General features: G+C 71.5%; 19 protein-coding genes and 1 pseudogene. 15 read left to right on the forward strand and 5 right to left on the reverse strand.

The features are described 5' to 3' along the window. Positions 1–17: 17 nt before the first annotated feature. From hypF to mqnP, 11 genes are read left to right on the forward strand one after another with little or no spacing between them, the layout of a single operon-like run. On the forward strand, positions 18–2372 hold the full coding sequence (hypF, locus tag O7610_RS19980) for a carbamoyltransferase HypF (protein WP_281552175.1): 2355 nt from the start codon (positions 18–20) through the stop codon (positions 2370–2372). Positions 2373–2402: 30 nt separating this feature from the next. Beyond that, positions 2403–3737 carry a diaminobutyrate--2-oxoglutarate transaminase family protein gene (locus tag O7610_RS19985; RefSeq protein WP_289211523.1) on the forward strand — a complete coding sequence of 445 codons (1335 nt, stop codon included), beginning with the start codon at positions 2403–2405 and terminating at the stop codon, positions 3735–3737. 43 nt (positions 3738–3780) lie between these two features. Then, on the forward strand, positions 3781–4488 hold the full coding sequence (locus O7610_RS19990; protein WP_281552177.1) for a cyclase family protein: 708 nt from the start codon (positions 3781–3783) through the stop codon (positions 4486–4488). Next, positions 4478–5818: an MFS transporter gene (locus O7610_RS19995; protein WP_281552178.1), complete on the forward strand. Its 1341-nt coding sequence runs from the start codon at positions 4478–4480 to the stop codon at positions 5816–5818. The genes O7610_RS19990 and O7610_RS19995 overlap by 11 nt, the downstream gene beginning before the upstream one ends. A 39-nt stretch (positions 5819–5857) precedes the next feature. Beyond that, entirely contained in the window at positions 5858–7150 is a 1293-nt protein-coding gene (locus O7610_RS20000) for an amidohydrolase (protein WP_281552179.1), read from the forward strand. Continuing rightward, entirely contained in the window at positions 7137–8387 is a 1251-nt protein-coding gene (locus O7610_RS20005) for an ATP-grasp domain-containing protein (protein WP_281552180.1), read from the forward strand. The genes O7610_RS20000 and O7610_RS20005 overlap by 14 nt, the downstream gene beginning before the upstream one ends. Before the next feature lie 49 nt (positions 8388–8436). After that, positions 8437–11046: an ATP-grasp domain-containing protein gene (locus tag O7610_RS20010; RefSeq protein WP_281552181.1), complete on the forward strand. Its 2610-nt coding sequence runs from the start codon at positions 8437–8439 to the stop codon at positions 11044–11046. Then, a complete protein-coding gene (locus O7610_RS20015; RefSeq protein ID WP_281552182.1) occupies positions 11043–12323 on the forward strand; it encodes an MFS transporter in 1281 nt (426 codons plus the stop codon). Before O7610_RS20010 ends, O7610_RS20015 begins: the two co-directional genes overlap by 4 nt. Before the next feature lie 35 nt (positions 12324–12358). Further along, on the forward strand, positions 12359–13585 hold the full coding sequence (locus tag O7610_RS20020; RefSeq protein ID WP_281552183.1) for a hypothetical protein: 1227 nt from the start codon (positions 12359–12361) through the stop codon (positions 13583–13585). A gap of 55 nt (positions 13586–13640) precedes the next feature. Further along, positions 13641–15104, forward strand: a complete 1464-nt coding sequence (locus O7610_RS20025) for a menaquinone biosynthesis decarboxylase (RefSeq protein ID WP_281552184.1) — start codon at positions 13641–13643, stop codon at positions 15102–15104. Continuing rightward, positions 15080–16027, forward strand: a complete 948-nt coding sequence (mqnP, locus tag O7610_RS20030; RefSeq protein ID WP_281552185.1) for a menaquinone biosynthesis prenyltransferase MqnP — start codon at positions 15080–15082, stop codon at positions 16025–16027. The genes O7610_RS20025 and mqnP overlap by 25 nt, the downstream gene beginning before the upstream one ends. Before the next feature lie 38 nt (positions 16028–16065). Here the strand turns inward: mqnP and O7610_RS20035 are convergent, their stop codons facing one another. Beyond that, the gene (locus O7610_RS20035) at positions 16066–17112 is read right to left on the reverse strand and encodes a terpene synthase family protein (RefSeq protein WP_281552186.1); all 1047 of its coding nucleotides are present in this window, start codon (positions 17110–17112) and stop codon (positions 16066–16068) included. A gap of 103 nt (positions 17113–17215) precedes the next feature. Between O7610_RS20035 and O7610_RS20040 the strand changes: the two are divergent. Beyond that, a pseudogene (locus O7610_RS20040) lies at positions 17216–17851 on the forward strand (UbiX family flavin prenyltransferase); the annotation flags it as partial. 25 nt (positions 17852–17876) lie between these two features. Here the strand turns inward: O7610_RS20040 and O7610_RS20045 are convergent. Then, positions 17877–18137 carry a BldC family transcriptional regulator gene (locus O7610_RS20045; protein WP_281552188.1) on the reverse strand — a complete coding sequence of 87 codons (261 nt, stop codon included), beginning with the start codon at positions 18135–18137 and terminating at the stop codon, positions 17877–17879. A gap of 247 nt (positions 18138–18384) precedes the next feature. On the opposite strand from O7610_RS20045, the gene O7610_RS20050 reads away from it, so the two are divergent. Beyond that, the gene (locus O7610_RS20050) at positions 18385–18834 is read left to right on the forward strand and encodes an Lrp/AsnC family transcriptional regulator (RefSeq protein WP_281552189.1); all 450 of its coding nucleotides are present in this window, start codon (positions 18385–18387) and stop codon (positions 18832–18834) included. 30 nt (positions 18835–18864) lie between these two features. Next, the gene (gene cds1 / locus O7610_RS20055) at positions 18865–19965 is read left to right on the forward strand and encodes an L-cysteine desulfhydrase Cds1 (protein WP_281552190.1); all 1101 of its coding nucleotides are present in this window, start codon (positions 18865–18867) and stop codon (positions 19963–19965) included. A gap of 6 nt (positions 19966–19971) precedes the next feature. On the opposite strand, the gene O7610_RS20060 is transcribed toward cds1, so the two are convergent. From O7610_RS20060 to O7610_RS20070, 3 genes are all read right to left on the reverse strand, one after another. After that, positions 19972–20592, reverse strand: coding sequence for a putative glycolipid-binding domain-containing protein (locus O7610_RS20060; protein ID WP_289211524.1), 621 nt, complete (start codon positions 20590–20592; stop codon positions 19972–19974). Between the two features lie 67 nt (positions 20593–20659). Beyond that, a complete protein-coding gene (locus O7610_RS20065) occupies positions 20660–22066 on the reverse strand; it encodes a DEAD/DEAH box helicase (RefSeq protein WP_281555754.1) in 1407 nt (468 codons plus the stop codon). A 359-nt stretch (positions 22067–22425) separates the two neighbouring features. After that, entirely contained in the window at positions 22426–22839 is a 414-nt protein-coding gene (locus O7610_RS20070) for a hypothetical protein (RefSeq protein ID WP_281552192.1), read from the reverse strand. 439 nt (positions 22840–23278) lie between these two features. Between O7610_RS20070 and O7610_RS20075 the strand changes: the two genes are divergently transcribed. After that, positions 23279–23761 (forward strand): hypothetical protein, encoded by a 483-nt coding sequence (locus O7610_RS20075; protein ID WP_289211525.1) that lies wholly within the window; start codon positions 23279–23281, stop codon positions 23759–23761. Positions 23762–23873 lie beyond the last annotated feature (112 nt).

Genomic DNA, 23873 nt, shown 5'->3' on the forward strand with positions numbered 1-23873 from the left:
CTGAAAGAGGACGCGCCGTGGATCTGAAACAAATCGAACACGAAATGCGAAGGATCCGGGTCACCGGCGTCGTGCAGGGCGTGGGCTACCGCCCCTTCGTCTACAAGCTGGCCCACCGGTACGGCCTGTCCGGGTCGGTGCTCAACGACACCGAGGGCGTGCTGGTCGAGGTGACCGGCCCGGTCGAGGTGCTGGAACGGTTCACCACGGAGCTTCGGACCGCCGCCCCGGCACTCGCCCGGGTCGACGAGGTACGTGTCGACGAGACACGTACGCTCGGCGACCCGCCGGCCGGGCCGGACGGCGACCAGGGGTTCGTGATCGTGGCCAGCCGGTCCGCCGCCACCCGGGCCGCGCTGGTCCCGCCGGACACGCACGTCTGCGCCGACTGCCTCGCCGAGTTGCGCGACCCGGCGGACCGCCGGTACCGGTACCCCTTCATCAACTGCACGAACTGCGGACCCCGCTACTCGATCGTCCAGGATCTGCCGTACGACCGGGCGAAGACCACGATGGCCGGGTTCACCATGTGCCCACCGTGCGCCGCCGAGTACCAGGATCCGTCCGACCGGCGTTACCACGCACAACCGAACGCCTGCCCGGCCTGTGGACCGCAGCTGCTGCTCGCCGGCCCGACCGGCACGACGCTACGGGGCGACGCCGCGTTGCGGCACTGTGTCGACGTGCTCGCCGGCGGCGGGATCGCCGCCATCAAGAGTGTCGGTGGGTTCCACCTAGCGGTGGACGCCACCGACGCCGAAGCGGTCGGTCGGCTCCGTCGCCGCAAACGCCGGGACTCCAAGCCGTTCGCGGTGATGGCCCGCGATCTGGCCACCGCACACCGGCTGGTTCAGCTCTCCCCGGCGGAGGTCGATCTGCTCCGCTCCCCGGCCCGGCCGATCCTGCTGGCCCGCAAACGGGCCGGTGCTCTCGCGGAAGGCGTCGCCCCACGTAACCCCAACCTCGGCATCATGCTGCCCTCGGCCCCCCATCACCACCTGCTGCTCGACGAGGCCGACCTCGGCGTCCTGGTGATGACCAGCGGAAACATCTCCGGATATCCGATCGCCTACCGCAACGAGGACGCGCTGGACCAGCTGTTCGACATCGCCGATGTGGTGCTCTACCACGACCGGGACATCGAGATCCGGGTGGACGACTCGGTGGTTCGGCTGTCGACGCACCCCGACCTGCGCAAGCCGGTACTGACGTTTCTGCGCCGGGCCCGTGGTTACGCCCCGTACCCGGTCGACGTGGGACGCCCGCTGAAGACCGTCGTCGGCTACGGGGCGGAGCTCAAGACAACGGTCGCGTTGAGCAGCGGATCGCGGGTCTACCTGAGCCAGCACATCGGGGACCTGAAGAACGACGAGACCTTCGAGTCACACCAGCGCACCGCGGCCCACCTGGCCAACCTGTACGCCCTGCGGCCGGAGCTGGGCGCGTACGACATGCATCCGCAGTTCCGGTCCTCGGTCCGGGCGGCGGCGGGCGACGGGCCGGAGGCGGCCGCCGTGGAACTCGTGCAGCACCACCACGCCCACATGGCCTCCTGCATGGCGGAGAACCAGTTCACCGGACCGACGCTCGGCGTCGTCTTCGACGGGGCGGGCTTCGGCGAGGACGGCACCGTCTGGGGTGGCGAGTTCCTGCTCGGTGACTACGCGACGGTCCAGCGGGTGGCCCGGCTCCGCCCAGTGCCGCTGATCGGCGGCGACCAGGCGGTCCGCGAGCCCATCCGGACCGGTCTGGCGCTGGCCCTGGACGCCTTCGGGAACCTGGCCGCCGCCACCACGGCGTTCCGCGTACTCGACAAACTGTCGCAACAGCAGCGGCACGTCTACTCCCGGATGATCGCCCGAGGCGTCAACTGCCCGATGTCGTCGGGCATGGGGCGGTTGTTCGACGGGGTCGCCGCGCTGGTCGACGTGTGTCAGCTCGCCGAGTACGAGGCGCAGGGTCCGATCGAATTGGAAGGTCTGCTGGAACGGGACCACATGCAGGAAGCCGGCTACCGGTTCGGCCTCGTCACCGGCGCGGTCACCGAACTGGACCCGCGGCCGGTGGTCCGCCGGATCGCCGACGATCTGGCCGCCGGGGTCGGTCTGCCCCGGATCAGTCGCCGCTTCCACACGGCGGTGGTCAACGCGGTGCGGTGGCAGTGCCGGACGGTTCGCGCGGATACCGGGATCAACCAGATCGTGCTGTCCGGTGGGGTCTACCTGAACGAGTTCCTCCTGGTGAACTGCCTGGTCGCGCTGGAGGCGGAAGGTTTCACGGTGGGCTGTCATCGGCAGGTGCCGGCCAACGACGGTGGCATCGCGCTCGGACAGGTGATGGTCGCCGACGCTCGAGCCAGGACCACGGCCTGAGCGCCGGACCAGCCACGGAAGGAAATTTCGATGACGGACGTCGCGACCAACCACCCGGACGACATCTACGACTACGTACGCAGGCGTGAGTCCAGCGCCCGGACCTACGCCGACGCCGTGGGCCGGGTGCTGGTGCAGGGCAGGCTGACCCGGGTCCACGACGCCGACGGCAACGGCTACCTGGACTGCCTGTCGGCGGCCGGGACCCTGGCGCTCGGACACAACCATCCGGCGGTGCTGGCCCGGGTCCGGCGGTACCTGGACTCCGACCAGTTGCAGCAGGCGCTCGACCTGACCACCCCGGCCAAGCACGAGTTCCTGCGCATGCTCTACCGCCAACTGCCGCCGTCCTTCGCGGCGACCGCCAAGGTGCAGTTCTGCGGGCCGACCGGTGCCGACGCGACCGAGGCGGCGGTCAAGCTGTTCAAATCGGCCACCGGCCGGCGCACCATGCTCGCCTTCCACGGCGGGTACCACGGGATGTCGGCCGGCGCGTTGAGCCTGACCGGCAACCTGCAGGCCAAGCAGCGGGTCGCGGCCCTGATGCCGGAGGTGCACTTCCTGCCGTACCCGTACGACTACCGGTGCCCGTTCGGTCTGGGCGGCGCCGAGGGCGTACGGGCCGGGCTGCGCTACATCGAGAACGTACTCACCGACCCGGAGAGCGGTATCACCAAACCAGCCGCCGTCATCCTCGAAGCGCTGCAGGGCGAAGGTGGTGTGGTGCCCGCAGCCATCGAATGGCTACGCGGACTACGTGCCGTCACCGCCGCCCTCGACATTCCGCTGGTCCTCGACGAGATCCAGATGGGTCTCGGACGGACCGGAACGATGTTCGCCTTCGAGGCCGCCGGCATCGAACCGGACGCGGTGCTGCTGTCCAAGGCCGTCGGCGGCGGCTATCCGCTGTCGCTGGTGGCCTACCACGAGAAGTATGACGGCTGGCTGCCCGGCTCGCACGCCGGCACCTTCCGGGGCAACCAGCTCGCCATGGTCGCCGGTGCCGAGACGATGGCGGTCATCGCCGAAGAGGGCTTGGTCGCGCAGTCCGCGAGCAAAGGGGAGCTGCTGCGCGACCGGCTCGAGGCGATGGCCGTCCAGCGGCCGGAGATCGGCGACGTCCGTGGCCGGGGACTGGCCTGGGGGTTGGAGATCGTCGACCCGGCCGGTCCGGTCGACGCGTTGGGCCGACCGCCGGCGGACGGGCGACGGGCCCGGGAAATTAAGCGGCGCTGCCTGGAGAACGGACTGCTCATCGAGAGCGGCGGCCGGCACGGCGCCGTACTGCGACTGCTGCCCCCGCTGGTCATCAGCGACGACGAAATCGCGGAACTGATCGAGAAGCTCGACAAATCGTTCGACTGAGCGGCAGGATCTCCGCGTTTGTCAGCGAGCAGAGGAGTGCGGCGTGCGAGCAGGTGGCAGTTCGGAACAGTGGCGGGTGGAGTTCGACGCGGACGTCGAGTTCAGCAATGGTGGCGGCCTGCAGGTGCAGGGATTCCGTCTCGACATCGCCGGGAACGACATCGACGACGACGAGATCGCGGAACTGTTCGTCCACCATCTCGGGCTGCTGATGGTCGGCCGGACGACGGTCAAGGGAAAGACCCTGCTCCGGGAACCCCACAAGGGCTCCCGCGGCGTGGACGTCGGCCGGGACGAGGTACGCCGAGTCGTCGACCTGACCGGCCCCGACACCGAGCTGCATCCCCCCACCCGGGACGTGCCGCTCGCCGGTCTGGTCGATCTGCCCGGTGTGCTGGCCCGGCTGACCGGCGGCGGGGCCACCGTGGACCGTGGCGCACTGGCGCCGTACCAGGTCGAGGGCCGCGCCGTCGTGGTGCACGGCGGTCCCCTCGACGGACCGCGGCTGACCGCCGAGGCGGCGGCCGTGCTGGCCGACCGGCACGCCGCGCTGGTCGGCACCGACGCCGCCCCGCTGCCCGGGGCGACGCGGCTGCTCACCCGGCGGGGCGTCCCGGTGGTCACCGGGCTGTCCGGGCTGCACGACCTGCCGCCGACGGGTTTCCGCGTGCACGCCGTGCCCACCGGCACGGCCGTCGGCCCCGGCGGGGTCCAGCCGATCCGGATCTACGGGGTGTGCGATGGCGGATAGCGGCGTGCCGCGCGACCGGCCCGGCACCGGGCTCCCGGCCCGCTGGCCCCGGCGGGAACTGGCGGCCGCGACGGTCGGCTCGGTGGTCGAGTCGTACGACTGGACGGTCTACGGCGTGCTCGCACCGTACTTCGCCGAGCAGCTCTTCCCCGGGTCCTCCCCGACCACCCGGTTGATCGCCGCCTACCTGGGATTCGCGCTGGGTTTCCTGGTCAGACCGTTGGGCAGCATCGTCATCGGCTGGTTCGCCGATACCCGTGGCCGCCGGTTCGGCCTCACGCTGAGTGTGACGCTGGTGGCGGTCGGCTCCGCGGTGATCGCCGTGGCGCCGACCTACGCACAGGTCGGCGTCGCCGCGACCCTGCTCGTCGTGCTGGCCCGGCTGGTGCAGGGGCTGTCCGTCGGAGGCGAGAATCCGAGCGCCGCGGCATACGTCACCGAGACCGCACCGGGTCGACGACGGTTCCTGTTCAGCGCGGTGTCCTACGGCGGCATCGTGATCGGCAGCGCGCTGTCCCTGGCGGTGCTGGCGGTCCTGCTCCGGCTGTACGGCTCCGACGGGGTCACCGCCGGAGCCTGGCGGATCGCCTTCGCCCTGGGCGCCCTGCTCGGGTTGATCGCCCTGTGGATCCGGCTCGGTGTCGCCGAGACCGGGGTCTTCGTCGCCGCGACCGCAGACGCCGCCGCCGGGGCCCGACCGGGCCGCCTGCGGCTGCTGCGTGCCCACCGCCGCGAGATCGCCGTCGTCTTCCTGGTCACCGCCGGCGCCACGGTGGTGTTCTACTTCTGCACGGTCTATCTGCCGGTGTACGCCGACGAGGCCGCCGGCGTGCCTCGCGAACAGACCGCGACAGCGTTGCTGATCGGCATGGTCGGACTGCTGGGCGCGATGGTGGTCGCCGGGGCTCTCGCCGACCGGTACGGCGGGCTGCCCGTACTGCGGATCGGCTTCGCCGGGCTGGGGCTGCTGAGCGTGCCGTTGCTCGCCGGTCTGGTGACCGGTCAGGTGCCGGTCCTGGTGGTCGCCCTGGTACTGCTGGCGTTACTCGGTCTGCCGCTGGCGGTGAACAACGTGTTCGTCGGCGAACTGTTCCCGCCGGCGATCCGGACCCTGGCGATCGGGCTGCCGGCGGCCGCCGCGATCAGTCTCTTCGGCGGCACCTTTCCGATGCTCGCCGAATTGTTGCGGGACAACGGCCGGGTCGGCTGGGTGCCGTGGCTGGTGGCCCTGATGGCCACCGGTGCGCTGCTCGCCTCGTGGGGGGTCCGGGAGCGCGGGTTGCCCGGTGACCGCCCGCACCAGCAGCCCTCGTTGGCGCGATCCGGCTGACCCGCCCACCACATTCGCCCGTCCATGAGGAAGGACATCATGTCTGAGCTGTTCGAGTCCCTCGCCCCACTACTGCCCGAGCTCGAGGACACCTACCGCACCCTACACGCCCGTCCCGAGCTGGCCTTCCAGGAGGAGAACACGGCGTCGATCGTCGCGGGCCAACTGACCCGGCTGGGCTGGGAGGTCACCACCGGGATCGGACGCACCGGCGTGGTCGGGGTGCTGCGCAACGGCGACGGCCCGGTCGTGATGTTGCGGGCCGACATGGACGCGCTGCCGGTCCGGGAGCAGACCGGTTTGTCGTACGCGAGCACGGCGACCGCGGTCGACGACAGCGGCGGCACCGTCGCGGTGATGCACGCCTGCGGACACGACCTGCACGTCACCTGCCTGCTGGGTGCCTGCGCGGTCCTGGCCGCCGAGCGGGACTGGCGGGGCACGGTGATCGCCCTGTTCCAGCCCGGCGAGGAGAGCGGGTACGGCGCCCGGGCGGTGGTCGACGACGGCCTGTTCGACCGGTTCGACAAGCCGGACGTCATTCTCGGACAGCATGTCGGGCCGGGTCCCGCCGGTCTCGTCGCGACCTGCCCCGGCACCGTCATGGGTGCCACCGACAGCATCCGGATCCGGTTGTTCGGCCGTGGCGGCCACGGATCGAAGCCGGAGTCGAGTGTCGATCCGGTGGTGATGGCGGCTTCGCTGGTGATGCGGTTGCAGACGGTCGTCTCCCGGTCGATCGCCGCGAACGAACCGGTGGTGGTGACGGTCGGTGCGCTGCACGCCGGTACCACCGCGGCGGTCATCCCCGACGAGGCGGAACTGTCGATCAACGTACGGACGCCCAGCGTCGGCGTCCGCGACCAGGTGTTCACCCTCATCGAGCGGCTGGCACGGGCGGAGGCGGACGCCGCCGGCGCCCCACGGCAGCCGGAGATCACCTCGGTCTACCATCTGCCGCCGACCGTCAACGATCCGGCCGCGACCGCCCGGGTCGCCACCGCCCACCGGGCATTCTTCGGTGATCACCGGGTCCTTCCGATCACCACGACCACCGCCAGCGAGGACTTCGGCATCCTCGGCGCGGCCGCCGACGTGCCGTACGTGTACTGGTTCTTCGGCGGTATCGAGCCGCAGCGCTACCAGGCCGCCGCGGCGGCGGGGCGGATCGACGAGGACATCCCGCAGAACCACGCGGCCACCTTCGCCCCGGTGCTGCAGCCCAGTCTCACGATCGGGGTGCAGGCACTGGTCACCGCCGCGCTCGCCTGGCTGACACCGGCCCTGGTCGGGGCCGTCGGTGACGGGACGGCCGGTCGTGCCCAGCCGTGAGCCACCGGCCCGGCCGGGCCGGCACGTCGTGATCCTGCACCGCTGGCGGGGCCAGCACGCCCGGTACGCCGACTACCTGGACCACACGACGAACAAGGTCAGCTACGTGGTCGCCCCCCACGCGGTGTCGTCGGTGCCCACCGGGGCAGCGGAGGTGGTCGTGGTGCCGGCGACCGACGATCCGGCGGCGGTACGCGAGGCGGTGGCCGGCCTCACCGCCCGCCACGGCGTACCGGACCGGCTGGTCGCCCTCAACGAGGGTGACCTGGATTCCGCCGCGCTGCTGCGCGCCGAGTTCGACCTGCCCGGCGACCGACCGGAGCAGCTCGTCGGCTACCGGGACAAGCTGCTGATGGGGCAGCGGATGCAGCGGACGGGGATTCCGGTCCCGCCGTTCGCGGACGCTCCCGACCTGGCCGCGGTGCGCGCGTTCGCCGATCGGCACGGTTGGCCGGTGGTGGTCAAGCCACGTTTCGGCACGGCGAGTCGAGGGGTGCAACGCCTGGACGGGCCGGCGGCGTTGACCACACCGACCCCGATCGGCGAGGAACCCTATTTGGTGCAGCGGTTCGTCGCCGACCAGATCCTGCACATCGACGGGCTCTGGCAGGGCGACCGGCTCGGGGTCTGGCGGGCCTCCCGTTACCTGAACACCTGCGCGGCGTTCACCACCGGCGCCTATCTGGGGTCGGTCGAGATCGACGACCACCGGTTGCTGGCGGAGATCGAGCGGTTCACCACCGAGGTGTGTGCCGGGTTCTCCGACCGGCCGTGGGTGTTCCACCTCGAAGCGTTCGTCGCGACCAGGCCAGGTGGTCAGGTGACGCTGAGCTTCCTCGAGGCGGGTGCCCGGGTCGGTGGGGCCGAGATCCCCTTCGTGTGGCGCGAGGTGCACGGTGTCGATCTGATGGCCGCGGCGATGGACGTCCAGCTTGGTCGGGTGCCGGCGGTGCCGGTATCCGACCGCGGTGAGGTCGGCGGCTACCTGCTGCTGCCCACGCCGGTGCCGGCTCCGTGCCGGGTGACGGTCGCCGGATGGCAGGACGACCTGCCGGACGGTGCCCGGCCGTACGCCGAGGTGGTGCCCGGACCGGGCACCGTCATTCCGCGGATCGGCGGGTACGAGCACGTGGGCGCACGGTTCCGGTTCCGGGGCCCGTCCACCGGGGACGTCGAATCGGCGATCCGGACCGCTGCCACCGCGTACCAGCTCGCCTGCGTCGCCGTGGGCGACTGAGCGACCCCCGGATCCGAAGATCCGCAATCGAGCAGGAGGAACAGACACCGTGACGATTGACTCCCCGCGGCTGATCCTGGTTGGCAGCCGTCTCGCGGCGTACCGCGAGTACGCGCTCGCCTCGTTGGCCACGGCGTACGAGGTGGTGCTGATCGCCCCCGAGGCGCCCACCTGGCAGGCGAAGTACGTCAAGACGCACCGGATCGCGGACACCACGGACCGGGCCAAGCTGTTTCCGTCGGTCGCCGACCTGCGTGGCGAGGTGTCCGAGGCGGCGATCGTCACCTGGGACGAGTGGTCCCTGGTCCCGGTCGCGGAGGCGGCCAGTCGGCTGGGGATGCGACACATGTCGCCGACGGCTGCCCGCCGCTGCCGGGACAAGTACGCGGTCCGTGAGGCGATGTCCGCCGCCGGGCTGAGCGCGGTCCGGTACGGTCTCGCGCGCGACGCGGACGAGGCCCACGCGGTGGCCGAGTCGATCGGGTACCCGGTCGTGGTCAAGCCGCGGTCGTTGGGTGGCAGTTTCGGAGTGACGGTGGTGTCCGGCGCCGCCGGGCTGGCCACCGCGTACCAGCTGGCCACCACTAGCCGGCTGCCGGGTGTGCCCGGCGGTGACGGGGTGCTGGTCGAGGAGTACCTCAACGGCCCGGAGATCAGCGTGGAGAGCGTGGTCGTCGACGGCGACGCCCGGCCGGTGCTGGTGGCCCGGAAACGACTGGGTGCCCCGCCGTACTTCGAGGAGCTGGGTCATCTGGTGGACCGGTGGCGGGACGAACCGTGGGCGGCGGAGGTGGTGGAGCTGGTCCGGGCCGCACACCGGGCGGTCGGTGTCGACTGGGGGGTGACCCACACCGAGATCCGGCTGACCACACGCGGCGCCCGCCTGATCGAACTCAACGGCCGGCTCGCCGGCGACCTGATCCCCTACCTGGGGCAGCTGGCCTGTGGAGTGGATCTGGTCAGCGCTGCGGCGGAGATCGCCTTCGAGCGGATCCCGTCGCTGGTGACCACCGCCGACCGGGTGGCGGAGATCCGCTTCCTGCCGCCGGCACACGCCGGCACGGTCGAGCGGATCGAACTGCCCGACCCTCGGCGGATTCCGGACCTGGTCGCCGCGGTGGCGCTGGCCTCGCCCGGCGACCGGCTCGAACCGCCGCCGCGCACGCTGACCCCACGCACCGCCGCGTTCGTCGCCGTCGCCGACGACGAGTCGGCCTGTCGGCGGGCGTTGGACCACGCCGAGGCGGCGACCACCGTACGGCTGACCGCCGCGCTGGAGACCCGGCTCGGCGCGCACTGGGAGAACTCGGTCACCCGCCGGTTCCTCGACCACGAACGCGGCGAGGACCGGATGACCGTCGCGGGCGTACGCGGCGACGAGTGGTTCAGGTACGGCGCCGGCGGCGGCGAAGGGTTGAACCGTCCGGTGTTCCTCACCGCCGGCGAGGTACGCACGTTGGAGCGGGATCTGGCCGGTTTGTTCGAACTGGTGGCCGGACTACCCGACCGGTTGTTCGACGGCGACCTGCGGGAGTTCGCCCGGGCGGTCGGGATGTCCGAGGTGCAGACCCGACTGGTGCTGCGCGGTGCCGGGCCCCGACTGGCGCCACTGGCCCGCGCCGATCTCTACCGGCAGAGTGACGGCTTCCGACTGATGGAGCTCAACACCGGCAGCTCGCTGGGCGGCTGGCAGATGGGCATCTTCGGACGGGCGCTGGCGGCCGACGAACAGTTCGCCCGGTTCGTCGAGGCGGAAGGGTTGACGTTCCCGGACCCGCTGGCCGAGATCGTCCGGGTGCTGCGCGCGCAGGCCCCGCACCTGGACCGGATCGAACGGCCGTTGCTGGCGATCACCGACTGGCCGGAGGGCTTCGAGAAGACGAAGTGCTGGATGGACTTCGTCGTGCCGGGATTCGTCGAGCTCGGCTTCGACGCCGTGGTCTGTCATCTGGACCAGTTCCGGTACGCCGACGGCATGGTGCTGTTCGACGACCGCCGGGTGGACGTGGTGTACCGCATGTTCCTGCCGGGCGAGATGCCGGCCGAGCAGCGCACCTACGACCGGGTGGAGCCGCTGCTCGACGCCGCCGAACGGGGCACCGTCCAGCTGTTCGCCGCGCTGGACAGCGAACTGTACGGCAACAAGGGCAGCCTCGCGCTGCTCAGCGACGAGCGCAACCGCGACCGGTTCACCGCCGAGGAACTGGCCCTGGTCGACCGGCTCCTGCCGTGGACCAGGTTCGTCCGTGACGAGAAGGTCACCTGGCAGGACCAGACCGTCGATCTGGTGCCGCACATGCTGGCGAACAGGGACCACCTGGTGCTCAAGCCCACGTTGCTCTACGGGGGCGTGGGTGTCACACCGGGCTGGACGGTCTCCCAGGACGAGTGGGAGCGGCGGGTACGGGCGGCGGTCGACGAACCGTACGTGGTGCAGGACCGGGTCCTGCCGGTCACCGAGCGGTTCCGCGCCGACGACGGGGACGGGTTCCAGCTGATGGCGGTCGCCTACGGGGTGATGCTGATCGGTTCCCGGTACGCGGGCACGCTCGCCCGCGCGGTGCCCGACCCGGCGGTCGGCATCGTCAGCATGATCAACGGAGCACAGATCGGCTGCGTCTTCCACGCGGTGGACCGGTCGGCGGGCGACGCGGCGTGAACGGCCGGTCCGGCACCGGGCTGTGGCACGACCGGCAGTTCCTCAGGTTCTGGGCGGGTGAGGCCACGTCGCAGGTCGGTGCACAGGTGACCCAGCTGGCGCTGCCGCTGACCGCGGTACTCGCGCTGCAGGCCAGCGCCTCCGAGGTAGGTCTGCTCAACGCCGCGTCGTATGCGCCGTTCCTCCTCGTCACCCTGCTGGTCGGGGTCTGGGTGGACCGGGTCCGACGGAAGCCGTTGATGATCTACGCGAACGTCGGCCGGGCCGCCCTGGTGACCCTGGTGCCGGTGCTCGCGGCCCTCGGCCAGCTGCGGATCGAGTTCCTCTACGCCATCGCGGTGCTGGTGGGCACGCTCACAGTGGTCTTCGACGTGGCGTACCAGTCCTACCTGCCGACGCTGGTGCGCCGGGAGCACCTGGTGGAGGGCAACAGCAAGCTGCAGGGCACCAGCTCGTTGGCGCAGATCGGTGGCCCGGGCCTTTCCGGGCTACTGGTCCAGGTGGCCACCGCACCGGTCGCATTGCTGATCAACGGCATGTCCTACCTGGTCTCGGTGGCGACCCTGGTCGCCGTCCGGCGCCCCGAGCCGCCCCCGCGACGGCACCACGCACCGGTGCCGTTGCGGCGCAGCGTCGCCGAGGGGATCCAGCTGATCCTCCGCTCGCCGATTCTGCGGGCGTGCGCTCTGCAGTCCGGCCTGTACAACCTGTTCCTGATGTCGTTGCAGACGCTCTTCGTGCTGTACGCGGCCCGGGTGCTGGGCTTCGGCGCGGGCGGTATCGGAGCGCTGCTGAGCGTGGGAGCGGTCGGCTCGTTGCTCGGTTCGCTGGTGGCCCGACGGCTGACCGCGACGGTCGGGCTGGGGCGGAGCATCCTCACCTCGACCGTCCTGTGCTGTGTGGCGCCGATGCTCATTCCGCTCGCGCCGGGCGCGACACCGCTGGGGATCACGATGATCGTCGGTGGGTTCGCGATCGCCGGAGCCGGCGCCACCATGGCCAACATCCAGATCATCAGTCTCCGGCAGGCGATCACCGCCGAACGGTTGCTCGGCCGGATGAACGCCGGCTACCGCCTGATCTCCTGGGGCACTCTGCCGGTCGGCGGCGCGTTGGGTGGCTGGCTCGGCGATCTGATCGGACTGCGCCCCGCGTTGTATCTCACCGCGATCGGTTTCCTCTCGGCGGTGGTGGTGATCGCCACGTCACCGGTCCGACGGCTGGTCGACTTTCCGGCACGCGACCGGCCGACGTCCGAGTTCGCCACCGTCGACTGACCGTTCGCCGTCCCCACCCGACCGAGGTAGCCGTTGTGGACATCGACGAAGCACCAGCGAAGCCGGCGACCGTCCGAGGTCCGTCGCCACGCCGGCTGGCCGAGACGCGGCTGCGGACCGAACTGGCCGCCCACCGGGCGACCGCGTGGCGCCGGCTGCTGACGGACCGGACCGCGGTGCCCGCCTCGACCCGTACCCGGCTCGACATGACCTTCCGGTTGCGCGGCCCGGAACGGTTCGTCGCGGCGCTCGGTCAGGCGATGACCGTCGCGGACCTGCCGGACGGCCCGGACGGCGCGTTCACCCTCGGTCTACGGGTGGACGACCGCCGGCTGGCGGTCGTCTACGAGTTTCCCGGACCGGAGGTGGTTCCCGGCGGCGTCGGCCACGGCCGCGTCGGGGCGCACGGACCGGTCGGGGCCCGGTCACGGCCGACGGACGCACGCCGGCGGGCGTACCAGGATCTGGTGGCCCTGCTGACGCTGCGTGCGGTGGCCGACGCGTTCGACGCGACCCCGGGATATCTGGTCGACAGTGTCGCGTTCACCGGGTACGGACCACCGGTCGACGGCGTGCCGGGGGGCGATCCGCCGCTGCTGGTCGACGCGCTCGTCGGTCGGGACGCCTTCGCACGAATACCGCTCGACGATCCCGACCTCGACCCGGTGAGCTGTCTACCCGGCCCTGACCCGGTGAACCGGCCGCCCGGCCCCGTCACCGCGCCCGACGTCTGGTCGGGCCGCCGCTTCGCCCACTGCGGTGGGGCGTGCTGGCGGGATCCGGCCCTCGCGCCGGACCTGCTGGTCCTGCGCCCTGCCGAGTTCGGGCGACTGCTGCGCAGGTTGTTCGAGGTGACCGGGATGACCGACTGGATGCGGTTGTCGGCCTCCGACGACGAACTGCTCGCCGCCGCGATCGATCCCGATGCGGCCACCGGCGGGGTGTGCATCCTGCTGGCGGTACGGGGTCCGGTCCGGCCGGCGGCGATGGAGACGCTGTCCCGGACGCTCGACAAGTGGGTGCCGGCGCGTGGACTCATGATCAGCACCGGGCGGGTCGATCGGGCTGGGCTGCCAACCGACGACCGCATCCGGATCATCGACGGGGCCGCGCTGCGTGACCTCATCCGCCGCGAACTACGACTGGACCTGCTCAGCGGCGGTCACGACACCGGCCACCTGATCCTCGAGACCGACCGGACGGCACCGACGACCGGTCACGGAGCGGGTACCGGCGGACGAACCGGGAGCCGCCCACGGTGAGCCGGAAGAGACCCAGGTGCCGGTGCCGGTCGGCAGGTAGGCCAGACTTGGCGGCATGGCGGCTCCAGGTTTCCCGTACCAGGATCTGAAGGACTTCGTCGCGGCGCTGGAGACGGCCGGTGAGCTGCGGCGGGTCGACGTACCGGTGGATCCGACGCTGGAGATCAGCGAGGTGGTCACCCGGACCGTACGCGCCGGCGGGCCGGCGCTGCTGTTCGAGCGGCCCACCCGGGGCGAGATGCCGGTGGCGATCAGCCTGTTCGGCACCGAGCAGCGCACCGCGATGGCGCTCGGCGTGGACCGGCTCGACGAGATCGGCGACCGGATCGGGGCGATGATCAAGCCCGATCTGCCGGTCGGCTGGTCCGGCATCCGCGACGGGCTGGGCAAGGTCATGCAGCTCACCTCGCTGCCGCCGCGCAAGGTGAAGACCGCGCCCTGCCAGGAGGTCGTCTACACCGGTGCGGACGTCGACCTCAACCGGCTGCCCGGGCTGCAGGTCTGGCCCGGCGACGGCGGGATCTTCCACAACTACGGGCTGACCCACACCAAGCACCCGGAGACCGGCAAGCGCAACCTGGGCCTGTACCGGCTGCAGCAGCACTCGCCCACCACGCTCGGGATGCACTGGCAGATCCACAAGGACTCCACCGCCCACCACGCGGTCGCCGAGCGGCGCGGCGAGCGGCTTCCGGTCGCGGTGGCGATCGGCTGCGACCCGGTGGTCAGCTACTCAGCGTCGGCACCACTGCCCGGCGATATCGACGAATACCTGTTCGCCGGGTTCCTGCGCGGCCAGCGGGTCGAGATGGTCGACTGCAAGACCGTACCGTTGCAGGTGCCGGCGCACGCCCAGATCGTGCTGGAGGGCTACCTGGAACCGGGCGAGCGGCTGCCCGAGGGCCCGTTCGGCGACCACACCGGCTTCTACACCCCGGTCGAACCGTTCCCGGTGCTGCACATCGAGTGCATGACCATGCAGCGCGACCCGGTCTACCACTCGATCATCACCTCGAAGCCGCCCCAGGAGGACCACGGGCTCGGCAAGGCCACCGAACGGATCTTCCTGCCGCTGCTGCGGATGCTGATCCCGGACATCGTCGACTACGACCTGCCGGCGGCCGGGGTGTTCCACAACTGCGTGATCGTGTCGATCCGCAAGCGCTACCCCAAGCACGCCCAGAAGATCATGTCGGCGATCTGGGGTGCCCACCTGCTGTCGCTGTCGAAGCTGATCGTCGTGGTCGACGACGACTGCGACGTGCACGACTACCACGAGGTGGCGTTCCGCGCCTTCGGCAACGTCGACTACGCCCGCGACCTGCTGCTCACCGAAGGCCCGGTGGACCACCTCGACCACTCGTCGTACCAGCAGTTCTGGGGCGGCAAGGCCGGCGTCGACGCCACCCGCAAGCTGCCCACCGAGGGCTACACCCGGGGCTGGCCGCAGGAGATGATTATGTCTCCGGAGATCGTCTCGCTGGTGGACAAGCGATGGCGGGAGTACGGGATCTCGTGAGCGCCGCAGCCACCGCCGGACCGGCCGGCGCGCCCGCCGCCCCGGTCGGCAAGATCCGAGCCTTCCTACGGCTCGTCGCGATCGAACACTCGGTCTTCGCGCTGCCGTTCGCGTACCTGTCCGCGCTGACCGTGATGGCCCGCCTCGACGGCGGCGTCCGCTGGCTCGACCTGCTGCTGATCACCGTGGCGATGGTCGGTGCCCGGACGTTCGCCATGGCCGCGAACCGGATCATCGACCGGCACATCGACGCGCGCAATCCGCGTACCGCCGGTCGGGAACTGGTGACCGGGGCGGTCAGCGTCCGGACGGCCTGGACCGGCGCGGTGGTCGCTCTGGTGGTCTTCCTCGGCGCCGCCGCCGCGCTGAACCCGCTCTGCCTCGCGCTCGCCCCGCTGGCGGCGGTCCCGCTGGTGGTCTACCCGTACGCCAAGCGGTTCACCGACTGGCCGCACGCGGTGCTCGGACTGGCCCAGCTGATCGGCCCGGTCGGTGCCTGGCTGGCGGTCACCGGCACCTTCGACGGCGCCGGGCCGGCGATCCTGCTCGGCGCGGCGGTCGGGCTCTGGATCGGCGGCTTCGACCTGATCTACGCCTGCCAGGACGCCGAGATCGACCGTGAGATCGGGGTACGCAGCGTACCCGCCCGGTACGGTCGACGCTTCGCGCTGCATGCCTCGACGGTGGCGCACCTGGTGACGTTCGCCCTGTTCGGGTGGTTCGGCGTGCTGGTCGGCTTCGGCTGGCCGTGGTGGATCGGGCTGGTGTTGACCGCGGTGGCGTTCGGCTACCAGCATCTGGTGGTGACGCCGACCGACCTGTCCCGGGTCAACCGGGCGTTCTTCACCGCCAACGGCTTCGTCGGCATCGCGTTGTTCGCGTTCGCCCTCGTCGACCTGGTGGTACGGCTCGGCCTGCGTTGACCGTTGACCGTTGACCACCCCGGCCGGGCCGGGCCGGGTCAGCGCCGCTGCTGGTAGCGGGCGCTCTCGAACGACCAGTCGATGGTGCCGCGCACGGCGTACCCGACCCCGACCAGCAGGCCGTGGGCCGCCCGGTCGTGATCCGGCCCGAACGACGGCACCTCGGCTTGGCGTGCGCCGAACGCCGCCATCTCGGCCCGCCACCGGTGCGCGACGATGACCAGCGCGTCGCCGATCGGCACCCGCCGCGTCTCGGCGACCGCCACCACCAGGTTGTGACCGCCGGCGGTGGTCAGGTCGCGGGACAGTGAGAAGAGATCGTTGTACCAGGAGAGCAGGTCGTTGCCGGCGACTCGGACATCGCGCACCCGGGGGTGGTGGAAGACGGCGTCCGGCACCGGGTCGCCGGTCGCGTACTCGATCAAGGTGTACGCCACGTGCGCCGCCGAGGTGGCCCGGCGCAACTCGACGTACTCGTCCGGGCCGGGCCGGTAGCCGGCCGCCTTGTTCGCCGCCTCGCGTACCGCTCCGTCGAGGTGCTCCGCCACCGCCTCGACGAACCGTCGGTGCCACCACTCGGGCATCGACTGGCGTACGGCCTGCCACGGACCGGCGAGCATCCGGCGCAGCGGCCCGGCCAAGACCGGGTCACTGCCCGGTGCCGGATCACTGCACAGCACCGCCAGCACCCCGTCGGCCAGTCGGCGCAACCTCCCCTCCTGCGGATCCGCGACCCCGTCGAACTCGTCGTCGAGCAGGAAGAACCAGGCGAACATGGCGGCCAACACACGCAGCCGGCCGATCGGCGCACCCGGATAGAGCCGGGCGGCGTACCGGCCGATCCTGGCCCCGGCGAGCCGACGGTGGGTCGCGGTGCCCGGTGGCAGGCCGCACCGCTGCAGCCAACCGGGCAGCCAGGCGTCGGCCTGCGCCGCGTACGGGGACAGCACGGCGGGCAGCGGGCAGCCGGCGCGCAGCGCAACGAGCAGTTCGCCGAGCAGTTCGGCGGCCGGCCCGTCGAGGCCGGTACGGCTGTACGGGACGTCGGGGCGGGGCGGCGGCGGGGTGGATTTGCGGGAGTCCATGGGCTGCCTGCGAAGTTGCTGCCAATGTGTCCGTGAGGCGGGTCGTCTTACCCTATGGGGTGACCGGGCACGGTGACAGCCCGCGACCAGCCACGCGAGCAGGGATCTTATGAGAAGACCATGGGTGATCGGCGTCTCCGGGGCGTCTGGTACGCCGTATCCGGCTGCGGTGCTCCGCGCGCTGCTCGACGCCGGCCATCCGGTCGACCTGGTGGTGTCCCGCGCGGCCCGACTCACCCTGCTCGACGAGACCGGCGCGCCACTGCGGGACAGTCACTGGCGGGCCGACCTGGCCCGCTGGCTCGGCCGTGGGCTGGACGACGCGGACGTACGGTTCTGGCCGGCGGGTGATCTCGCCGCCGGGCCAAGCAGTGGCTCGTACCAGGTACGCGGGATGGTGGTCGTACCGGCCAGCACGGCCGCCTGTGCCGGCATCGCCATCGGGCTGTCGAAGGACCTGCTGCAGCGGGCCGCCGAGGTGAACCTCAAGGAACGCCGGCCGGTCGTGCTGGTCCCCCGGGAGACCCCGGTGACCCGCAGTCACCTGGAGCATCTGCTCGCCCTGCACGACGCGGGGGCGGTGGTGCTGCCGGCCAGTCCCGGCTTCTACGGTGCGGGTGCCGGGGCCACCGCCGCCCAGTTGGTCGACTTCGTTGCCGGGAAGGTGCTGGACGCGCTCGGCGTACCGCACGATCTGTTCCGGCGGTGGTCCGGCGAGTTGGGCGCGGACCGGGCGTGACCACCTGCTCGGTACGGCCCGGCGGTCAGTACGGCCCGGCTCCTCCTGACCCGTTCTCGGTGTGCCGGGGCCGGGTGGTCTCCGCGCTTTCTGCCTGCATCTCCTCCAGCACGCCTTCGCCTTCGAGTAGCGCACGCACCTCGGACTCCCGGAACCGACGATGGCCTCCGGGAGTTCGGATACTGCCGATCCGGCCGGCCGCTGCCCATCGTGTGACGGTCTTCGGGTCGACGCGGAACAGCGCGGCCACCTCGCCCGGCGTCAGCAGACGATCTCCAGTGTCCACGGTCCCCTCCTCGCGTCCGCGACGGCTCTGGCGTGGCCAGTCAGCCCCCCGATGGACCGTGTGCCAGATGCCGTAGTGCCAGACGTACGGCCATTAGAGCACCGGCCGACCCCCGTGTCCGGGAAATGCGGAAAGCTACCCGACTGGGCAGTTATCCGGTAGGATTTGCGCCCTATGTTGTAATTTACCCCAGCTCGTCGACCAGCGGGCCACCCGGGCGGGCGGCAGGCACTAGGGTCTACATTCCGTGGACGCCATCGATTCCCGGCTCGTCGACCTGCTGCGCGGCAACGCCCGGCTCTCCTACGCCGAACTCGCCCGCCAAGTCGGACTCTCCGCACCCGCCGTACACGAACGGATCGGCAAACTCGAAACCACCGGGGTGCTGCGCGGCTACCGGGCCGACGTACAGCCGGAGTCGGTCGGCCTCGGCGTCACCGCCCTGATCGGACTGGTCGAAGACTCAGGTGCCGACACCGAGGCGGTGCTGGACGCGCTGCGCGACATGCCGGAGATCGAGTCCTGCTACTTCATGGCCGGCACCGAGTCGTTCCTCTGCCTCGCCCGGGTCGGCACCATCGCCGAGCTGGAACAGCTCATCATGCGGCTGAACCGGACACCGGGGATCGCCAACACCCGGACCAGCGTCACGCTGTCCACCAAATGGGAGAACCGGCCCCGCCCCCTGACCGGGTGATTCGGCGACTGCACTTGTTACCGTCTGCGAGTGAATCAACTGGACCGGTACGACGACGCCGGCCGGGCCTGGGTGACCGACGCGATCGCCAAGGTCGAGGCGGACGCCAACCGGTCCGCCGACACCCACCTGCTGCCGTTCCCACTCCCCCCGTCCTGGGGCATCGACCTCTACCTCAAGGACGAGTCGGTGCACCCGACCGGCTCGCTCAAGCACCGGCTGGCCCGCTCGTTGTTCCTCTACGCCCTGTGCAACGGATGGATCGGGCCGCAGACCACGATCGTCGAAGCGTCGTCCGGCTCCACCGCCATCTCCGAGGCGTACTTCGCCCGGATGCTCGGCCTGCCGTTCGTCGCGGTGATGCCCGCCGGCACCTCGGCGGAGAAGATCGCCCAGATCGAGTTCCACGGTGCCCGCCCCCACCTGGTCCGCGACCCGGCCGCGGTGGTGATCGAGGCACGGTGGCTCGCCGAGGACCTCGGCGGGCACTTCATGGACCAGTTCACCTACGCCGAACGGGCCACCGACTGGCGGGGCAACAACAACATCGCCGAGTCGATCTTCGCCCAGTTGGCGCTGGAACGGCACCCGGTCCCGCACTGGATCGTGGTCGGTGCCGGCACCGGCGGCACCAGCGCCACCATCGGCCGGTACGTCCGCTACCAGCGGCACCGCACCAAGATCTGCGTCGTCGACCCGGAGAACTCCGCCTTCTACCCGGCATGGTGCAGCGGCGACTGGTCGACCTCGACCGGCCGGGGGTCGATGATCGAGGGGATCGGTCGGCCGACCGTCGAAGCGTCCTTCCAGCCGTCCGTGGTGGACCGCATGATCCAGGTCCCGGACGCCGCCTCACTGGCCGCCATGCGCATCGCCAGCGAACTGCTGGGTCGGCGGGTCGGCGGGTCGACCGGCACCAACCTGTGGGGTGCGTTCGGGCTGATCGCGCAGATGCGGGCCGCCGGCGAGCAGGGCTCGGTGGTGACGTTGCTGTGTGACAGCGGCGAACGGTACGCCGCCAGCTACTACTCGTCCGACTGGCTGACCCGGCACGGGATCGATCTGGCCCCGTACCGGGCCGTGGCCGATCAGTTCATGCGTACCGGCGAGTGGCCGACCGACGCGCCATGATCGGGATCAGGCGCGCTGCGCCAGCCCCGGGTAGTGCAGCACGAAACCGTGCGGATCCACCGTCATCTCGGCCGTGAAGCTGTCGCTGCGGTAACGGACCCGGTCAGCGCCGAGCACCGTGTAGGTCTGCTCCATCGGTATCACCTCCAGGCTCGGCACCCGGACCCAGGCCGCGACCAGCCGGTGCTCCTGCCCGACCGGCTGCTCCGACAACCGCAGCCGGCGGATCGGCAGGGTGTTGAACAGCGGCACCCCGCCCAGATCGACGTCGAACGCCGCGTCGAGCCGGCCCGGTTCCTCGGTGCCGGGCAGGCCGACCGGGCTGCGCCCGGCCGCCCGCAGAGCACCGTCCAGGTCGCCCTGTTCGGCGGTGCTCACCCGCCACCGGCCGAGCGCCCGTTCCATCCGTACGGTCCGCAGCCAGCCGGCACCCTCGACGGTGACGGTGAGCCGGACGGCGGCCCACTGCTCGTCGGTGGCGAGTTCGTAGTGGCAGCTGTACGGCAGTGGCGCCGCCGCCACCGCCACACCGCGAGCGGTCAGCCCGCGCTGGTCGTCGAAGAGGACATGATCGGCACCGCCGGTGTCCGTCCGCGTCCAGACGATCGATTTCGGCAACGTCGGCATGTTCCCGACCGTACCGGCCCGACGAGCCGCTGCGGAGCGGGTCGCCGGTGCCGGTCACGCACGCGCGTCAGTAGCTGCGGCTCGGCCGCCGGTCAGTGAAGCGCCGGTCACCACCGCCGCGCCGCCGGTCACCACCGGCCCGGTCGGCACCACCGCGGCCGGCCCGGTCGGCACCACCACGGGTGCCCCGCTCGCCGTCGCCCCGGAAGCGGTCCGCTCCGTCGGCCCGGGAGCGGTCGCCCCGCCCTCGGAAGCGATCGGGGCGGTCCGGCCTGAACCGGTCCCCTCGCGGGCGGGACTGCCGGGGCGGCTCCGGCTCGTTCACGATCGGCACGCCGCTCGGCTCCGTCGCTCCGGTCAGCTCGGACAGTGCGGCGTCGCCGCGGCGTACCCGGGTCTGGGCCGGCTCCACCCCGGCCTTCTCCAGCATGGCCAGGGTGCTGCGCCGCTGCTTCGGCAGCACCAGGGTGGCGACCGCGCCGGACTCGCCGGCCCGCGCGGTCCGCCCCGCCCGGTGCAGGTAGTCCTTGGGGTCCTTCGGCGGGTCGACGTGCACCACCAGCGAGACCCCGTCGACGTGAATGCCCCGGGCAGCCACGTCCGTGGCGACCAGGACGTTCGTCCGCCCTTCCTTGAACTCGGCGAGGGTACGGGTGCGTACCCGCTGGGTCTTGCCGCCGTGCAGGGCACCGGCCCGCACGCCGACCGACGCCAGCTGGTCCACCAGCCGGTCCACCCCCAGCTGGGTCCGGGCGAACATCATGGTCCGCCCGGAACGGGCGGCGATCGAGGCGGCCACGGCGAACTTGTCACTCGGCGGGATCAGCAGCAGGTGGTGGTCCATCGTGGTCACGGCGGCAGTGGCCGGCGCGGTGGAATGGGTGACCGGATCGGTCATGAACCGCTGGACCAGCGTGTCGACGTCATTGTCCAAGGTGGCCGAAAAGAGCAGCCGCTGGGCGTCCGCCGGAGTCTTGGCCAGCAGCTCGGTGACCTCTGGCAGGAATCCCATGTCGGCCATCTGGTCGGCCTCGTCCAGGACGGTGATCTCGATGTCGTCCAGCTGGCAGACGCCGCGCTGGATCAGGTCACCAAGCCGCCCCGGAGTGGCCACGATGATTTCCACACCGCGACGCAACGAATCGATCTGCCGGTCGTACGGGACGCCGCCGACCGCGGTCTTGAGGAAGACCCCGACCGCCCGGCCCAGCGGGAACAACGCGTCGTTGACCTGCATCGCCAGCTCACGGGTGGGGACCAGGATCAGGGCCCGGGGCCGCAGTGGGCGGGCCCGGCGGCCGTCGGCGATCCGGGCCAGCAACGGTAGGCCGAACGCGAGGGTCTTACCGGAGCCGGTCTGGCCCCGGCCGAGCACGTCCCGGCCGGCCAACGCGTCGGGCACGGTGGCGCGCTGGATCTCGAACGGAGTGGTGATGCCCTCCCGGGCGAGTGTCCGGACGAGTTGCCGGGGCAACCCGAGCGCCGCGAAGTCAGGCTCGTCGGCAACCGGCTCGGCGGCCCTGGCCGCGACGACCGGCTCAGCGGTCTGCCTGGTCGCCTGCTCCGCAGGCAGGTCAGCGGCTTCGGGCACGGTGTCGAGAACGGAGGGGAACGTGCTGGGATCAGCGAAGGTGGTCAAGAAAACCTCTCAGAGCGGGGCGGATCTTCGCGAATGGCCCGTTCCGGTGTGCACCGTTGAATCGCCCGCAAGATCGCCCATGAGCACGCGGTAGCGCGCCGGGTTGATGATCGAGTGACAAGTGTACGGGTTTGCCGCGCTGCTGCCACCTGACCCGTCCGACCGTGGGCCCGCTCACCTCCGCCGATCCGGCGTCAACCGCCCAGCAGCCCGTCGAAGATGTCGGCGAAGGTGTTACCTACGGCGAACACCGCGACGATGCCGATCACCACCATCACGGCCAGGCCAACCACCATGACCAGCACCACCTTGGTCGTACTGCGGTCCTCCCGCTCAGGCAGGTCAGCCCAGCCCTGGGCCAGGATGTGGCCGGTCAGCGAGCCGGAGTTTTCCACGGCGGGGTTGAACACCACGCCGCCGGGTGCGCCGGACATGCCGCCGGGTGCCCCCATCGGCAGACCCATGGTCGGATCGGCCGCTGGCCGGCTGGTCGGGCCGGGTCCGGGCGTGTCGCTGTCGGGCCGGCGGGCCCCGTACACCCGCCCGGCCGCCGGGGTGGGGGTGCTGCGTGCCCATTGCCCGTCGGCCGGCGAAGGCTCCGGCAGCACGACAGGCTCCGGCGGCTGATGCCAGGGCGTCGGTGGTGACTCGCGCCACGGCGTCGGTGGAACTGCCGGTGGGATCGTGTAGCCCCCGGCCGCCTGGGTCATCTGGTACGCAGTCCCGGCTGGCGGTGGGAACGGCGGCGGCGGAGTCGGGCCCGGTGGGTTCGGACCCGGGCCCGGCGGGTACGGGCCTGGCACCGGAGCGGGTGAGGTCGGCCGTGGCGGCAACGGCGGAGCCGGGGCCGGGGCGGGTTCCGGCTCGGGTGAGTTCGGCCCGGACGGCGGTTCCGCAGGCGCGGGCGGCTGTACCGGGTCGGGGGGTAGGGCCGGATCGCTGGGCGAGGGCTCCTCGGTACGACGCGCACCGTAGACCCGGGTCCCGCCGGTCGGCACCCGGAGCGCCCCGACGTCGCTGGCGGAGACCTGTTGCGCTCCGGCCACCGTGGCGCGGGCACGGGCCGATGCAGCCTCTTCGCTGGCCGCCGGAGGCGACGACGCCGCGGCGGGTGGCTCGGTCGCGGCGGGTGCGGACGCCGACGCGACATGGTCGGCGGGTGGCTCGGTCGCGGCGGGTGCGGACGCCGACGCGACATGGTCGGCCGGTAGTTGGTCGGCCGGTGGCCGATTAGTCGCGCCCGGCGGCTGCCAGGGCGAGGCAAACGCCGACCATGCGGACGCCGGCGACGCGGGAGCCGGCGAAGTCGGAGCCGACGGTCCGGCCGCCGGCGAAGTCGGAGCCGACGGCTCGGCCGGCGACGACGTACCAGGCACGACCGGGACGTCGGCACTGGAGCCGGTGCCGACCGGCGACGCCCACAGCGCCCCGTCCGGCGGCGGTGGCGGTGGACTGAACGGAGCCGGCAACTCCTCTGCCGGTGGCGGCGCCGATCCTGACCGGTCGACCTGGTCGGGCACCCGCCGCTGACCACCGTCGACCTGGTCCACCGACGACCAGGGCCGAGCTTCGTCCATCACTGCCTCCCGTGCCAGCTCACCGGAACACCTCCGGCCGGTGAGGGGTCCGCCGGTTTACCGTG

It is taken from the genome of Solwaraspora sp. WMMA2065, assembly GCF_030345075.1.
GTDB lineage: Bacteria > Actinomycetota > Actinomycetes > Mycobacteriales > Micromonosporaceae > Micromonospora_E.

Excerpts from the sequence above, each read along its gene's own strand:
- O7610_RS19995 (WP_281552178.1), top strand. The coding sequence starts at position 4,478 with ATGGCGGATAGCGGCGTGCCGCGCGACCGGCCCGGCACCGGGCTCCCG.
- O7610_RS19985 (WP_289211523.1), top strand. The coding sequence starts at position 2,403 with ATGACGGACGTCGCGACCAACCACCCGGACGACATCTACGACTACGTA.
- O7610_RS20000 (WP_281552179.1), top strand. The coding sequence starts at position 5,858 with ATGTCTGAGCTGTTCGAGTCCCTCGCCCCACTACTGCCCGAGCTCGAG.
- mqnP (WP_281552185.1), top strand. The coding sequence starts at position 15,080 with ATGGCGGGAGTACGGGATCTCGTGAGCGCCGCAGCCACCGCCGGACCG.
- O7610_RS20060 (WP_289211524.1), bottom strand. The coding sequence starts at position 20,592 with ATGCCGACGTTGCCGAAATCGATCGTCTGGACGCGGACGGACACCGGC.
- O7610_RS20025 (WP_281552184.1), top strand. The coding sequence starts at position 13,641 with ATGGCGGCTCCAGGTTTCCCGTACCAGGATCTGAAGGACTTCGTCGCG.
- O7610_RS20035 (WP_281552186.1), bottom strand. The coding sequence starts at position 17,112 with ATGGACTCCCGCAAATCCACCCCGCCGCCGCCCCGCCCCGACGTCCCG.